Raw genomic sequence first — 13,966 nt, forward strand, 5'->3', positions numbered from 1 at the left:
CATGTCGCAGCTCGAGGTCGACGAGGATCAACCGCTCGGGCATCTGCGCCTGACCGCACGACTGAACACCTCGGCGCTCGACTCGCGTCGTGGTGTGGTCCGACTGCATCCCGAGGCGATCGCCGCCCTCGGGATCCGGGAGTGGGATGCCGTGTCGCTGACCGGTTCCCGTACCACCGCCGCTGTCGTCGGCCTTGCCCCCGGCGGCACCCCCACCGGGACCGCCCTGCTCGACGACGTGACGCTGTCCAACGCCGGGCTGCGGGAGAACGCCACCGTTATCGTGGCGCCGGTGACGGTGTACGGCGCCCGGGCGGTCACGGTGACCGGATCCAAATTGGCGACCGATTCGATCTCGTCGGCGACGCTGCGCCAGGCGCTCCTGGGCAAGGTGATGACTGTCGGCGACACGGTGTCGCTGCTCCCCCGTGATCTGGGGCCGGGCACCTCGACGTCGGCGGCCACCGCGGCGCTGGGCTCGTCGGTGGGTATCACCTGGACCTCGGAGCTGTTGACGGTGACCGGGGTCGATCCGTCCGGACCCGTGAGCATCCAACCGAATTCGGTGGTGTCGTGGGGGTCAGGCCTCGACGGCGTCGGGTCGGGGCCGTCGGATACCACCGGTGCCCACACGATCAGCCCCGCGCGCGCGGAACCTGCGGTCAGCTTCGACGATCTCAAGGGCTCCCATACCCAGGCCGGCAAGCTCACCGAATGGCTCAAGCTCTCACTCGACGAGCCACAGCTTCTCGAAACTCTCGGTGCCACACCCAATCTCGGTGTGCTGGTGACCGGGCCCGCCGGTGTCGGCAAGGCCACCATGGTGCGGACCGTGTGCGCTGAGCGGCGGTTGGTGGAGCTCGACGGTCCGGAGGTGGGGGCGCTGGCCGCCGACGACCGGTTCAGCCGGGTGTCCGACGCGGTCGCCAGTGTGCGCGACGGCGGCGGGGTGCTGCTGATCTCCGACGTAGACGCGCTGTTGCCCGCCGCCACCGGCGACCGGGCCCCAGAGCCGGTCGCCGCCCTGATCATCGGCGAGCTGCGTGACGCCGTCGCCACCCGCGGCGTGGCGTTCGTCGCGACGTCGGCGGTGCCCGTCGGGGTCGATACCCGGCTGCGGGCGCCGGATCTGTGCGACCGCGAACTGGCCCTGACGCTGCCCGATGCCGCCACCCGCAAGTCACTGCTGGAGGTGCTGCTGCGGGGCGTACCGTGTGCTGAACTGAATCTCGGCGAAGTTGCCGACCGTACACCGGGTTTCGTCGTCGCCGATCTGGCCGCCCTGGTCCGCGAGGGCGCATTGCGGGCAGCCTCCCGAGCCAGCGCCGACGGCAACGAGCCGGTGCTGTGGCAGGAAGACCTGACCGGGGCACTCACGGTGATCCGGCCGCTGTCGAGATCGGCGGCCGAGGAGGTGTCGGTCGGCTCGGTGACCCTCGACGACGTCGGCGACATGGTCGAGACCAAGCAGGCGCTCACCGAAGCGGTGCTGTGGCCGCTGCAGCATCCCGATACCTTCCAGCGCCTCGGCGTGGAGCCACCGCGCGGAGTGCTGTTGTACGGCCCGCCCGGTTGCGGCAAGACCTTCGTCGTCCGGGCACTCGCCAGCTCCGGGAAGCTCTCCGTGCACGCAGTCAAAGGTGCCGAGCTGATGGACAAGTGGGTCGGCTCGTCGGAGAAGGCCGTGCGCGAACTGTTCGCCCGGGCCCGTGACTCGGCACCGTCGCTGGTTTTTCTCGACGAGATCGACGCCCTGGCTCCGCGCCGCGGACAGAGTTTCGATTCCGGGGTGACCGACCGTGTCGTCGCCGCCCTGTTGACCGAACTCGACGGCATCGAACCGATGAACGACGTCGTGGTACTGGGTGCCACCAACCGCCCCGACCTCATCGACCCGGCGCTGCTACGGCCGGGCCGGCTGGAGAGGCTGGTGTTCGTCGAGCCGCCCGATGCCGATGCGCGTCGTGAAATCCTGCGTACCGCAGGCAAATCCATTCCGCTGGCCCCAGACGTCGATCTCGATGCCCTGGCCTCCGAGCTGGACGGTTACAGCGCGGCCGACTGTGTCGCGCTGCTGCGAGAGGCGGCGTTGACCGCGATGCGCCGGTCGATCGATGCGGCCGACGTCACCGCAGCCGATGTCGCCAAAGCCCGCGAGACCGTGCGGCCCTCACTGGATGCGACGCAGGTGGCGTCGTTACGGGAGTTCGCGGCCGGCCGGTGAGGTTGGCGCCGGACTCCCCGGCGTTGACTCTGCATCTACGGCGCAAAAGTGCGAGAACCGTGCGCCCTCATCGCAGAGCGAATCACTACCTACTCGGCGATCGCCGCCAGCCGATCGATCGATCCCTGCAGCTTGTCGGCTGTGGTCGCTTGTGCGCGCACCAGCCGCTTCTCATCGGTGAGCTGCGACCAGTCGTAGGTGTGGGTGACCAGGGTTCGGTTGTCGCCCAACGGTTCCAACTCCCAGCGCCACAGGTGACCGGGCGGTTCCTTCCCGACCTCCGATGGTCGCCACGCTATCCGCCGTCCCTCCTCGAACTCCACGACGTGGTTCTCCCGGTCGCCGCCCTGGCTGATCGTCATGACGAACACGTCCCCGACCGCACGAACCCGCTGACCGGTCGGCGCTTCGGCCAGATTCTCGTTGCCGTCCCAGCGTGGCTGTTGGGCCGGGTCGGCGATCATCTCGAAAAGGACCTCCGCAGGCGCGGCGATCTCCCGACTTGCCGCGACCACCCGTGAGGCACCGGACTCAGAATCCATACGCCCGACCATACCCAAACCGGATTCATCGCGCGGTCAACAACTTCCGCACCGAATCGGCCAGGTCTTCCTCCATCCAAGCCGGCAACTCGGCGTCGTTGGCGTGGCGGCGCACGACGGCATACGGGAGGTCGACGACCGCGCGCGACATGGCGTCCATCGTGCGCGCGTCGTCGTTGCCGTAGATGCCCCGCGCCAGTTCGCGTAACCGCTCGATGAGTGGCGCATTCATCGCCGTCAGCGTCGCGGTGAATTCTGCGTCCGGAGCGCCGTCGAGCAGATCACTGGGCCGGATGGTCAGCAGCAACCGTGCGTCCTCGGGGGTTTCGCGGGCGAAACCGACGGCGGCCACGCCCATCGCGACCGCCGCCTCGACCGGATCATCGGCCGTCGCCGCCATCGCCCGCGATTGAAACCGCTCCAGCGCCCGCAACCAGGCCGCGGTCAGCACACCGTTGCGGTTGCCGAACCGGTGATACAAGGTGCCCGCCGGAGCGCCGCTGACCTTGGCAATCGCTGCAACACTTGCAGCCCTTGGCCCTTCGGAGAGCACCAGGGCCCGCGTCGCATCCAAAATCGCGTCGGTTTCATGCTTCCGAGGAGGCGCCATGTTCTAGTACAGTCCTTCTATATGGAACGTTTACCCTATATCGATGAGCATGCCATAACAGTCGACGCCGACGCTGCCACAACATGGGCCGCCGTCCTTCGAGTAATGTGCGGTGACCCGACCGAGCCGCGGCCTCCGATCGGGTTCGCGATCGGCGAGTGCACGCCGCGCCTGCGCCTGGTACTCAAGGGCCGTCATCCCTTCTCGATCTACGAGTGGGTGTTCGAACTGGACGACCTGGGCCCGCATCGCACCAGGGTGCGCTCACAAACCTGGGCCGCCTTCCCCGGCATCCACGGAAAGGTCTATCGCGCGCTGGTAATCGGTTCGGGCGGCCACAAGGTTGCGGTGCGCTACGCGCTCAAACGCATTGCCGGCCAACTCCGTCCGCGTCCGAACGTCCCGGCATGATCGCGAACTGGGGCGCCACGACGCATGAACGTGCCGCTCCGCTGCCGTGCGATGCCCTCGCCCCCGACGCCGCGGTCTGCGCGGACCGGGCGATCAGCATCGGTGCACCACCGTCGATCGTTTTCGGGTGGCTGTGCCAACTGCGCGCCGCGCCCTACAGCTACGATCTGCTCGACAATTTCGGCAGACGCAGCCCGCGCACCCGGGACCCGGAGCTCGCCCGGCTCGCGGTCGGCCAACGCTTCATGCAGATCTTCACGCTGGACTCGTTCATCGAGGACGAGCACATCACCCTGCGATCCGAAACGGTCGCGGTCACGTATGCCACCCGGTCCGAAATCGGCGGCTCTCGATTGCACGTGCGGGTGCGTTTCGGCACGAACCGGATCCACGGCTGGGCACTGGCACTGGGCGACGTGGTGATGATGCGTAAACAGCTGCTCACCCTGCGCGAGTTGACCGAAGAGGAAGCCTCGGCGATTACATCTTGACGGTGGCTAGTTACGGTGGCATAGTCCAACTTGTCATTGACTAGATTCACGGGAGTTGAAATGGCCGACACCGCCTTACACACCGTTGAAACCGCCCGCGCCGGCGACCGGGAACGTGCGCAGACCGCGAACGACCTCGGACAGGCACTCACCCAGGGCTATCTGACGATGCCCGAGTACGAGGATCGGCTGCAGTCGACGTTCCAGGCGCAGACCGCCGACCAACTGCGCCTGCTCGTCGCCGACCTCCCCGTCAACCGACTACGACGACACGATCCCCGTCGTCACGCCGCGCAGCAGCGGGCCGCCCGGATGAGCGTCCGGATCCACCTCGCCGCCTACCTGGCCGGCGCCCTGCTGATGCTCGGCATCTGGCTTGCCGTCGGACTCGGCGGAGGCGGCTGGTACTTCTGGCCGGTCTGGCCGATCACGGGCTGGGGCATCGGCGTTGCGTCACATGCCATTCCGGTATTGGCTCACGGTTCGATCAGTCCGGCGCGGATCGCGTAACGCGTCAGCGCAAGCCGGTCCCGCAGGCCGAGTTTGGCGAGGATGTTCGTCCGGTGCCGATCAACCGTCTTCGCGCTGATCGTCAGGGTCGCGGCGATCTCACGGGTCGAGTAGCCCTCGGCGATCAGTTTGAGGACCTCCTCCTCACGAGGGGTGAGGATCGTGTCCGGCAGTTCCCCGCCCTGACGTGACCGGTGCAGATAGTCGCGGATCAGCGCCGTCACCGCGCCGGCGTACAGGAACGGCTCCCCTCTCATCGTCGCCCGGCAGGCCTCGAGCAGGTCGCGGTCGGCCACGGACTTCAACACGTAGCCCGATGCCCCGGCCTTGAGCGCCTCGAAGAAGTACTGCTCGTTGTCGTACATCGACAGGATCAGGATCCGCACGTTCGGATGCGTCCGGTTGATCTCCCGTGCGGCCTGCAATCCCGTCATCCGCGGCATCGCGATGTCGAGGATCGCCAGGTCCACCGGCGTCGTGCCGAGCGCGGTCACCGCCTCATGCCCGTCGGCGGCCTCGGCCACCACCTGCAGATCCGGCTCGGCGTCGATGATCATGCGCAGACCGCTACGGACCAGTGCGTGGTCGTCGGCGAGCAGGATGCGTGCGGACATCAGAGCGGGATCACCAGCCGCACCTCGGTGCCGCCGTCTGGCGGTGAGGTGATGGAGAGGTCGGCGTTCACCAGCAGGGCGCGCTCGCGCATGCCGTTGATGCCGGCACCTTCGTCATCCACGCCACCACGGCCGTCGTCGGCGATCCGCAGCGTCAGGTCGGTTGCGCCGGTATGCAGGTCAAGCCACACCTTGCCGGCCTCGGCGTGCCGAGCCACATTCGTCAGGCTCTCCTGGGCGATCCGGTAGCACACGAGCTCGACATCCGGTTTCAACCGACCTGATTGCGGCGCAATGTGTTTGACGACGGCGATCCCAGAGGCCTGACCGAAGTCGGTGCACAGCGCATTGAGCGCACTGTGCAACCCGAGATCCTCCAGCGCATCAGGACGCAGCCGCCGGGCGATTTCACGTACCTCGTCAAGGCTGGATCGCACGATCTCCTGAGCATCGGCCAGTTCGCCCTTGATCGACTCGGGCGCCCGGTCGACAACCCGCTTGAGCCGCAGCAGTGCGACCGTCAGGGTCTGACCGATCTCGTCGTGCAGTTCCCGTGCAATGCGTTGCCGCTCGTTCTCCTGGGCCGCCAGTGCCGACGCGCTGGCGGTGGTCCTTTCCGTCTCCAACCGGTCCAGCATCGCGTTGAACGACTCGATCAGGTGCTGCAGATCGCCGCTGCCACGGCCGTCGACACGATCGCTGCGCTTGGGCGGATCGACCCGCCGCATTGACGCGGCGAGCCGATCCAGTGGGGCAAGACTGGACCGCAACAACACGGCGTTGGCGGCCAGGATGATCACCAAACCCACGGCCAGGACCGGGATTTCGGTGACCTTGATGCGCGCCGACACCGAGGCCGGCGATACCGCCAAAATCAGTGTGCCCAGCGTGAATATCAACCCGTTGATCAGGAACACCCGCCGGAACAACGCGGCCGCCGGGGTGCGCGCCGGTTTCACCCCACCAGCGTGACCCGAGACCAGCACTGTTGTCCATACAGGCAATTCCCCCCTCCGAATGGGTGTCAGCCCCGATGGTCCCCGACCACCGGGTCGGCACACACTGGCAGCCACCGCCGAAGCCGAGCCGTCCCGAAGTGATCGGAGAACGAGGACGATGACACTGACGACGCATTGGAACGAGCTCATGCAGGCACATGAAATCGCAGCCCACCTGCCCACCGTGCGGATCGACGACCCGGTATCGAAGGCCGTCCAGCTCATGGTGGTCAACCGGCTTCCCGGCCTGGTGGTGGTCGACGACGACGATCGCCCGGTGGCGGTGCTGCCCGGAACCCAGGTGCTGCGTCTGGCGATTCCCGAGTCCTACCAAGATGATCCGGCGCTGGTCCGCACCGTCGACGAAATCCACGCCGATCTGTTCTGGCACGGCCCGGGAAAACTCACCGTCGGTGACTGCCTGCCGGGCCCCGCCACCAAGCCGGCGACCGTGACACCCGACGCCACACTGTTGGAGATCGCCACCGTGATGGCCAACAAACGCAGCCCGCTGATCGCCGTCGTCGACCGCAGCGGACGGCTCACCGGAGCCGTCACTCTCGAACGGCTGTTGACCAGCCTCGCGGTCGCCGGGCCCGGCGACTGATCGCCCGAGCCCATGCTGGCTCCGGTTCTGGCGCTGACGATCTTCGTCGTCGCCTTCTGGTTCATCGCCACCGAACGAGCCGACAAGGTCAAGACCGTCCTGGTGGCCGCCGGCCTGATGGCCCTGCTGGGCCTGATTCCCGGCGCGCAGGTGTTCTACTCCGAGCACCAGGGCATCGACTGGAACGTCATCTTCCTGCTGCTCGGGATGATGGTGATCGTCGGCGTCATCAAGCAGACCGGGCTGTTCGACTTCCTCGCGATCTGGGCTGCCAAGCGATCCCGCGGCAATCCGTTCCGGCTGATGGTCATGTTGATGGCGATCACCGCCTTCGCCTCGCCGGTGCTGGACAACGTGACCATCATCCTGTTGATCGCGCCGGTGACCCTGGTGATCTGCGACCGACTGCGTATCGCGCCACAGCCCTATCTGATCGCCGAGGTGCTGGCCTCCAACATCGGCGGCGCCGCCACCCTGATCGGGGATCCGCCGAACATCATCATCGGCAGCCGTGCCGGACTGACCTTCAACGACTTCCTGATCCACATGGCGCCGGTCGTGGTCATCATCTTCGCGTTGTTCGTCCTGTTCACCCGGGTGCTGTTCCATCGAGACCTGCGCGCCGACCAGGTGCAGATCGACGAGGTGATGGCCCTGCAGGAGCGGCGGGCGATCAAGGACAAGCGCCTACTGATCCGCTCGCTGCTGGTGCTCAATGTGGTGATCGTCGGATTCGCGCTGCACTCGGTGTTGCATGTGGCGCCGTCGATCGTGGCGTTGCTGGGCGCCGGGGCGATGCTGCTGGTCACCGACATCGATGTGGCCGAGGTGCTACCCGAGGTCGAGTGGCCCACCCTGGTCTTCTTCATGGGACTGTTCGTCATGGTCGCCGGGTTGGTCCACACCGGTGTCATCGGTGCGCTCGGGTCGGTGGCGGAATCGGCTTTCGGCGACAACTGGTTCGGGGCGGCCACGGCCCTGTTGTTCGGTTCGGCGATCGTCGGCGCCTTCGTCGACAACATTCCTTATACCGCGACGATGACGCCGGTGGTGGAGGACATGGTGGCCCAGGTTCCGGACGCACCCACCGGTGAGGCGCTGTGGTGGGCGTTCGCGCTCGGCGCCTGTTTCAGCGGCAACGGCACCGCCATCGCGGCCAGCGCCAACGTGGTGGCCATCGGCATCGCCAAGCGGGCCGGCCATCCGATCAGCTTCTGGCGGTTCACCCGTTACGGCCTGGTGGTCACCGCCCTCAGCACCGTGTTGGCCTGGGTGTACGTCTGGCTGCGGTACTTCTGATGGCGGTGTACAACCATTGCGTCACTCTCGCGGCAGGAAACGGCCCACGTAGAATGCCATTAATCAGTAGCAACCATCACTAGCAACCAATAGCCCAAAAGCCATAGCCACCTGATAGCTCTCCCTGCCGGTGCTGTTCGCGCAAGCGCTCATCGGTAGCCGACACCCCGACCCCAACCCGATCGGAGTGCCATGCTCGCCGTTCTGCTCGCCCACGCGGTCGCTACCGCGCTGGCGCCACTTCTGGTGGCCAAATGGGGGCGGCGAGCGTTCTATCCCCTGGCCTTGGTGCCGCTCGGCTCCCTGGCCTGGGTCGGCTTGAACTGGCCCAGCCACGATCGCGTCCCGACCGTGAGCATCCCGTGGGTGCACGAGCTGTCGATGGACATCACGCTGCGATTCGACTCGCTGGCCGCGATCATGAGCGTGCTGGTGCTCGCGATCGGCTCATTGGTGCTGTTCTACTGCGGAGAGTATTTCCACCACCACGACGGCAAGATCGAGAAACGGCTGCCCAGCTTCGCCGCCGAGTTGGTCGCCTTCTCCGGATCGATGTTCGGTCTGGTGGTCAGCGACAACATGCTGGTGCTCTACATCTTCTGGGAAACCACCACGGTGCTGTCGTTCCTGCTGGTCGGGCACTACGCCGAGCGTGCGACCAGCCGACGCGCGGCCACCCAGGCGCTGCTGGTGACGACGTTCGGCGGGCTGGCGATGCTGGTCGGCATCATCGTGCTGGGCCACCTGTCAGGCACGTATCTGCTCTCGGAGTTGATCGCCTCTCCCCCGGGCGGAACGGCGGCCGCCATCGGCATTGCGCTGATCCTCGTCGGGGCGCTGTCCAAGTCGGCGATTGTGCCGATGCACTTCTGGCTGCCCGGCGCGATGGCCGCACCGACTCCGGTCAGCGCCTATCTGCACGCCGCGGCGATGGTCAAGGCCGGTGTGTATCTGGTGGCACGGATGGCGCCGGGCTTCGCCGAGACGCCGCTGTGGCGGCCGATGGTGATCGGCCTCGGGTTGCTCACGATGCTGCTGGCCGGCTGGCGGGCCGTCCGTGAATACGACCTCAAGTTGATTCTCGCGTTCGGCACGGTCAGCCAGCTCGGCCTGATCACCGTGATGGTGGGCGCCGGCGGCAGCGACATGATGCTGGCCGGGCTGGCCATGCTCTGTGCACACGCGATGTTCAAGGCCGGGCTGTTCATGGTGGTGGGCATCATCGACCACACCACCGGCACCCGCGACATCCGCCGCCTCGCGGGCTTGGGGCGTCAGTGCAAGCCGCTACTGATCGTCGCCGCGTGTGCGACCGCCAGCATGGCCGCGTTGCCGCCGTTCTTCGGGTTCGTCGCCAAGGAAGCCGACCTCGAGACGGTTCTGCACAGCCCGGCACTCGGCTCAGCGGCGCCGTGGGTGCTGGCCGGCATCGTCGTCGGCTCGGTGTTCACCACGATGTACAGCCTGCGCTTCATGTGGGGCGCGTTCTCCGACAAGGGACTTCCGAAGCCGAGCACCCGCGTCCTTGAAATGCACCGTCCCTCAATGACTTTCCTGGCCGGCCCGGCCGTCCTGGCTGCCGCCGGCCTGGGCTTCGGGTTGTGGCCGGCCGGGATGGACGCAGTGCTCGACGAATACGCCGACACCATGCCAGGCGGGTCGGGTTACCACCTGGCCCTGTGGCACGGCCTCGGGTTGCCGCTGTTGCTCTCGGTGGTGGTGCTTGCCGTCGGCACCGCGGTGTTCTTCGGGCGGAACCGTTTGCCCCGCACCCGGTTCGCCTATCGCCCGCTGGGTAACGCCGACCGCATGTACGACGCGGTGATTCGCGGTCTGGACATCGCCTCGGTGCGGTTGACGGGCGAGACTCAGCGCGGCTCGCTGCCGGCCACCCAGTCGGTGATCCTGTCGACGCTGGTGGTGCTGCCCATCGTGATGCTGGCGCTCGGAGCGCGGGATCGCCCGGATATCGCACTGTGGGATTCCCCGCTGCAGGTGGTGGTCGGGTTGCTGATGCTGGCCGCCGCCATCGGCGCGACCGTGATGCGTAACCGGCTGGCCGCGGTGCTGCTGGTCGGGGTGACCGGCTACGGCTGCGGTGCGATCTTCGCCTTCCACGGCGCACCTGACCTGGCATTGACCCAATTCCTGGTCGAGACACTGGTTTTGGTGATCTTCGTGCTGGTCCTCCGGATCCTGCCCCCCGAGGCCGACGCCACCAACATCAACCGCCACCGGCTGCCGCGCGCGGCGCTGGCACTGGCGGTGGGGGCCACGGTCACCACGCTGGCGGTATTCGCGATGGCCGCCCGCGACGGCGCCGGCGTCGCCGAGTTGATTCCCGACGCCGCCTATTACCGCGGGCACGGGGCCAACGCGGTCAACGTGTTGCTGGTCGACATCCGCGCCTGGGACACCTTGGGCGAGGTGATGGTGCTTCTGGTGGCCGCCACAGGTGTGGCGTCACTGGTGTTCCGGCATCGGCGATTCGGCGCCGCACCGCGGGTCAGCACGGCCGTCGGCCAGCCCGACATCGGTCCTGTCGGCGCGTACAGCCCGGCAGTCGGCGATGTCACCTGGCTACGCGGCAGCGAGCTGCGCGACCCTCGCCACCGTTCCCTGGTGCTGGAGGTCGCGACGCGCGTCATCTTCCCGCTCATCATGGTGCTCTCGGCGTACTTCTTCTTCGCCGGCCACAACACTCCCGGCGGTGGTTTCGCCGGCGGGTTGACCGCGGGCCTGGCGCTCGTGCTGCGGTACCTGGCCGGCGGCCGCTATGAGCTGGGCGAGACGCTGCCGCTCGACGCGGGCAAGATCCTGGGCACCGGGCTGGGCCTGTCGGCGGGGACGGCGGTCGCCTCGATCCTGTTGGGGGCGCCGGCGTTGTCTTCGGCGGTGCTGGAGTTCGACGTGCCGGTGCTGGGCTCGGTCAAGATGGTGACCGCGCTGTTCTTCGATTTGGGGGTGTATCTCATCGTCGTCGGTTTGGTGCTCGACATCCTGCGCAGCCTCGGCGCCCGCGTGGATACGGAGATCGCCCGATGACGACATTCCTGATCACGCTGATCATCATCGGCGGGCTCACCAGCACCGGGGTGTACCTGCTGCTCGAACGCAACCTGACCCGGATGCTGTTGGGGCTGTTGCTGATCGGCAACGCGGTCAACCTGTTGATCCTCACCGTCGGCGGCCGCGGGGGTAATCCGCCGATCCGGGGGCGCACCAGCAACGGCGCCACCACCGATGCCGATCCGCTGGCCCAGGGCATGATCCTCACCGCAATCGTCATCAGCATGGGGCTGGCGGCGTTCGTCCTGGCGCTGGCCTACCGCTCGTATCGACTCACCACGGTCGAGGAAGTCAGTAACGATCCGGAGGACACCCGCGTCTCCCAGCGGTCGAGTGCTGAGGAAGAAGAAGTCATTCCGGTGGCCGATCCCCACCGCGATACCGACGCGCCCGACGAACTCGATGCGCTGCCGGGATTCGAGGGGTCCAAGTGAGCGCCCAGGCCCTGATCCCCCTGCCGGTACTGATCCCGGCGCTGGCCGCGGCGGCCACGCTGGTGGCCGGGCGTCGTCCCCGGCTGCAAAGGGTCATCACCCAGTTCGCGCTGACGGCGGTGGTGGTGGTGTGCGCGGCACTGGTTTACCTGGCCGACCGCGACGGCACGCTGGTGCTACACGTCGGCGGGTGGGGGCAGAGCGTGCCGGGGATGGGGCCGTTGGGCATCACGCTGGTGGTGGACCGGCTTTCGGCGCTCATGCTCGTGGTGTCGGCCATCGTGTTGCTGGCCGTGGTCGCCTACGCCATCGGGCAGGGTATCCGCGACGGCGACGAACGCCAGCCGACGTCGATCTTCCTGCCCACCTATCTGGTGCTGTCGGCCGGTGTGTGCACCGCCTTCCTGGCCGGTGACCTGTTCAACCTGTTCGTCGGCTTCGAGGTGCTGCTGGCCGCGAGCTTCGTCCTGCTGACCATCGGCGCCAGTGAGGACCGGGTCCGGGCCGGCATCTCTTACGTGCTGGTCTCGATGGTGTCGTCGCTGATCTTCCTGATCGGCATCGCGCTGGTGTACGCGGCGACGGGAACACTCAACATGGCTGAGCTGGCGCTGCGCCTCGATGACATCTCGACGGGCACCCGCACCGCACTGTTCGCGGTATTGCTGGTGGCGTTCGGCATCAAGGCCGCGGTCTTTCCGCTGTCGACGTGGCTGCCCGACTCCTACCCCACCGCGCCCGCGCCGGTCACCGCGGTGTTCGCCGGTTTGCTGACGAAAGTCGGTGTGTACGCGATCATCCGGGCCCATTCGCTGCTGTTCCCCGGCGGCGAGCTGGACAACGTGCTGCTGGTGGCGGGCCTGCTCACCATGATCATCGGCATCCTCGGCGCGATCGCCCAGAGCGACATCAAACGGCTGCTGTCCTTCACCCTGGTGAGCCACATCGGCTACATGGTTTTCGGGGTCGCACTGGCCAACCAGCTCGGCATGTCCGGCGCGATCTACTACGTGGCCCACCACATCGTGGTGCAGACCACGCTGTTCCTGGTGGTCGGCCTGATCGAACGGCAGGCCGGGGCGTCGACGTTGCAGCGGCTGGGCGGGCTCGCCGCGGCCAGTCCGGTACTCGCGTTCGTCTTCGTGGTGCCCGCGCTCAACCTCGGTGGCATTCCGCCCTTCTCGGGTTTCATCGGCAAGGTTGCGCTGCTGGAAGCCGGTGCCGAGAACGGTTCGGTCCTGGCCTGGATCCTGGTCGCCGGGGGTGTGGTGACAAGCCTGCTCACGCTCTACGTGGTGGCCCGGGTGTGGACGAAGGCGTTCTGGCGGGCCCGCGCCGATGCGCCCGAAGGACATTTGGCCGGGGCAGCGCCGGCAGTGCTCCTCGATGACATCGAGGACATCGAGTTCGCCGATCGTGACAGTGTGGGACGCATGCCGGTGGGAATGCTGGCCCCGACGGGCGCTTTGATCGCGGTCGGGCTCGCGTTGACCGTGGCGGCCGGGCCGATCTTCTCCTACAGCGAGCGCGCCGCGGCCGAGGTCTTGGATCGTGGACAGTACATCTCTGCCGTGCTCGGGGGTGATCCGCGATGAGGTGGCTGCTGCTTCGGGCCTGGATCCTGTGCTGGCTGATGTTGGTCTGGGTGCTGTTGTGGGGCAGCCTCTCTGCGGCCAACATCATCGCGGGCCTGGCCGTCGCCGTGGTGATCACGGTTCTGCTCCCGCTGCCTGCCGTCCCGGTGGAGGGCCGGGTTCATCTGCTGTCGTTGGCGCGGTTGGCGGTTCAGGTGGCCGTCTGGCTGGTGATGTCCTCGTTCCAGATGGCATGGCTGGCCGTCAGGCCCGGGCCGCTGCCGGTCAATGCGGTGCTACGGGCGCATCTGGCGATCAAGTCGGATCTGGTTCTGGCCCTCGGGGTCAACATCGTGAACCTGACCCCGGGCACCATCGTGCTGGAGATCGATCAGGCCCGCCGGCTGATCTACGTACACGTCGTCGACGCCGGTTCCGACAAGGCGATCGAGCGGTTCCACAACCAGATCACCACCCTGGAGCGGCTTTTGGTGGCGGCTTTCGAGCGCGAGTCTGATTGGCGTCCCGTGGCCAACAAGGAGGGCGCCTGACATGAGTGTTCAGCGAGGAGCGAAGGCGGATC

General features: G+C 67.1%; 14 protein-coding genes. 10 read left to right on the top strand and 4 right to left on the bottom strand.

The window, feature by feature from the left end; translation table 11 throughout:
• Position 1: 1 nt before the first annotated feature.
• Entirely contained in the window at positions 2 to 2,224 is a 2,223-nt protein-coding gene (locus tag AC4ELH_RS19165; RefSeq protein ID WP_448443894.1) for an AAA family ATPase, read from the top strand.
• Positions 2,225 to 2,313: 89 nt separating this feature from the next.
• Here AC4ELH_RS19165 and AC4ELH_RS19170 read toward each other — a convergent pair whose 3' ends face one another.
• Positions 2,314 to 2,766, bottom strand: a complete 453-nt coding sequence (locus AC4ELH_RS19170; protein ID WP_498885987.1) for an SRPBCC family protein — start codon at positions 2,764 to 2,766, stop codon at positions 2,314 to 2,316.
• Between the two features lie 25 nt (positions 2,767 to 2,791).
• On the bottom strand, positions 2,792 to 3,376 hold the full coding sequence (locus tag AC4ELH_RS19175; protein WP_498885989.1) for a TetR/AcrR family transcriptional regulator: 585 nt from the start codon (positions 3,374 to 3,376) through the stop codon (positions 2,792 to 2,794).
• Between the two features lie 21 nt (positions 3,377 to 3,397).
• On the opposite strand from AC4ELH_RS19175, the gene AC4ELH_RS19180 reads away from it, so the two are divergent.
• Genes AC4ELH_RS19180 through AC4ELH_RS19190 form a run of 3 tightly spaced genes read left to right on the top strand, consistent with a single transcriptional unit; the run spans position 3,398 to position 4,788 of the window.
• Complete coding sequence (locus tag AC4ELH_RS19180) at positions 3,398 to 3,787, top strand: hypothetical protein (protein WP_498885991.1); 390 nt, start codon at positions 3,398 to 3,400, stop codon at positions 3,785 to 3,787.
• Positions 3,784 to 4,278, top strand: coding sequence for a hypothetical protein (locus AC4ELH_RS19185; RefSeq protein ID WP_498885993.1), 495 nt, complete (start codon positions 3,784 to 3,786; stop codon positions 4,276 to 4,278). The genes AC4ELH_RS19180 and AC4ELH_RS19185 overlap by 4 nt, the downstream gene beginning before the upstream one ends.
• A gap of 60 nt (positions 4,279 to 4,338) precedes the next feature.
• Positions 4,339 to 4,788 carry a DUF1707 domain-containing protein gene (locus tag AC4ELH_RS19190; protein WP_498885995.1) on the top strand — a complete coding sequence of 150 codons (450 nt, stop codon included), beginning with the start codon at positions 4,339 to 4,341 and terminating at the stop codon, positions 4,786 to 4,788.
• On the opposite strand, the gene AC4ELH_RS19195 is transcribed toward AC4ELH_RS19190, so the two are convergent.
• Positions 4,755 to 5,402: a response regulator gene (locus AC4ELH_RS19195; protein WP_055110531.1), complete on the bottom strand. Its 648-nt coding sequence runs from the start codon at positions 5,400 to 5,402 to the stop codon at positions 4,755 to 4,757. The two genes, AC4ELH_RS19190 and AC4ELH_RS19195, sit on opposite strands and share 34 nt — an antisense overlap.
• Positions 5,402 to 6,361: a sensor histidine kinase gene (locus AC4ELH_RS19200; RefSeq protein WP_498885997.1), complete on the bottom strand. Its 960-nt coding sequence runs from the start codon at positions 6,359 to 6,361 to the stop codon at positions 5,402 to 5,404. The genes AC4ELH_RS19195 and AC4ELH_RS19200 overlap by 1 nt, the downstream gene beginning before the upstream one ends.
• A 157-nt stretch (positions 6,362 to 6,518) precedes the next feature.
• Here AC4ELH_RS19200 and AC4ELH_RS19205 point away from each other — a divergent pair, with 157 nt between their 5' ends.
• From AC4ELH_RS19205 to AC4ELH_RS19230, 6 genes are all read left to right on the top strand, one after another.
• Entirely contained in the window at positions 6,519 to 7,007 is a 489-nt protein-coding gene (locus AC4ELH_RS19205; protein WP_236734682.1) for a CBS domain-containing protein, read from the top strand.
• 12 nt (positions 7,008 to 7,019) lie between these two features.
• On the top strand, positions 7,020 to 8,306 hold the full coding sequence (locus tag AC4ELH_RS19210) for an ArsB/NhaD family transporter (RefSeq protein WP_498885999.1): 1,287 nt from the start codon (positions 7,020 to 7,022) through the stop codon (positions 8,304 to 8,306).
• Between the two features lie 192 nt (positions 8,307 to 8,498).
• The gene (locus tag AC4ELH_RS19215; RefSeq protein WP_064880606.1) at positions 8,499 to 11,351 is read left to right on the top strand and encodes a Na+/H+ antiporter subunit A; all 2,853 of its coding nucleotides are present in this window, start codon (positions 8,499 to 8,501) and stop codon (positions 11,349 to 11,351) included.
• Positions 11,348 to 11,809, top strand: coding sequence for a Na(+)/H(+) antiporter subunit C (locus tag AC4ELH_RS19220; RefSeq protein WP_064957139.1), 462 nt, complete (start codon positions 11,348 to 11,350; stop codon positions 11,807 to 11,809). Before AC4ELH_RS19215 ends, AC4ELH_RS19220 begins: the two co-directional genes overlap by 4 nt.
• Complete coding sequence (locus AC4ELH_RS19225) at positions 11,806 to 13,404, top strand: Na+/H+ antiporter subunit D (RefSeq protein ID WP_064957140.1); 1,599 nt, start codon at positions 11,806 to 11,808, stop codon at positions 13,402 to 13,404. The genes AC4ELH_RS19220 and AC4ELH_RS19225 overlap by 4 nt, the downstream gene beginning before the upstream one ends.
• Complete coding sequence (locus tag AC4ELH_RS19230) at positions 13,401 to 13,934, top strand: Na+/H+ antiporter subunit E (RefSeq protein WP_448443910.1); 534 nt, start codon at positions 13,401 to 13,403, stop codon at positions 13,932 to 13,934. The genes AC4ELH_RS19225 and AC4ELH_RS19230 overlap by 4 nt, the downstream gene beginning before the upstream one ends.
• Positions 13,935 to 13,966 lie beyond the last annotated feature (32 nt).

The organism is Mycobacterium shunyiense (assembly GCF_058270075.1).

What these genes read in the sequence shown, in the direction of transcription:
- AC4ELH_RS19165 (WP_448443894.1), top strand. Translation starts at nt 2, where the DNA reads ATGTCGCAGCTCGAGGTCGACGAGGATCAACCGCTCGGGCATCTGCGC.
- AC4ELH_RS19170 (WP_498885987.1), bottom strand. Translation starts at nt 2,766, where the DNA reads ATGGATTCTGAGTCCGGTGCCTCACGGGTGGTCGCGGCAAGTCGGGAG.
- AC4ELH_RS19175 (WP_498885989.1), bottom strand. Translation starts at nt 3,376, where the DNA reads ATGGCGCCTCCTCGGAAGCATGAAACCGACGCGATTTTGGATGCGACG.
- AC4ELH_RS19180 (WP_498885991.1), top strand. Translation starts at nt 3,398, where the DNA reads ATGGAACGTTTACCCTATATCGATGAGCATGCCATAACAGTCGACGCC.
- AC4ELH_RS19185 (WP_498885993.1), top strand. Translation starts at nt 3,784, where the DNA reads ATGATCGCGAACTGGGGCGCCACGACGCATGAACGTGCCGCTCCGCTG.
- AC4ELH_RS19190 (WP_498885995.1), top strand. Translation starts at nt 4,339, where the DNA reads ATGGCCGACACCGCCTTACACACCGTTGAAACCGCCCGCGCCGGCGAC.
- AC4ELH_RS19195 (WP_055110531.1), bottom strand. Translation starts at nt 5,402, where the DNA reads ATGTCCGCACGCATCCTGCTCGCCGACGACCACGCACTGGTCCGTAGC.
- AC4ELH_RS19205 (WP_236734682.1), top strand. Translation starts at nt 6,519, where the DNA reads ATGACACTGACGACGCATTGGAACGAGCTCATGCAGGCACATGAAATC.
- AC4ELH_RS19210 (WP_498885999.1), top strand. Translation starts at nt 7,020, where the DNA reads ATGCTGGCTCCGGTTCTGGCGCTGACGATCTTCGTCGTCGCCTTCTGG.
- AC4ELH_RS19215 (WP_064880606.1), top strand. Translation starts at nt 8,499, where the DNA reads ATGCTCGCCGTTCTGCTCGCCCACGCGGTCGCTACCGCGCTGGCGCCA.
- AC4ELH_RS19220 (WP_064957139.1), top strand. Translation starts at nt 11,348, where the DNA reads ATGACGACATTCCTGATCACGCTGATCATCATCGGCGGGCTCACCAGC.
- AC4ELH_RS19230 (WP_448443910.1), top strand. Translation starts at nt 13,401, where the DNA reads ATGAGGTGGCTGCTGCTTCGGGCCTGGATCCTGTGCTGGCTGATGTTG.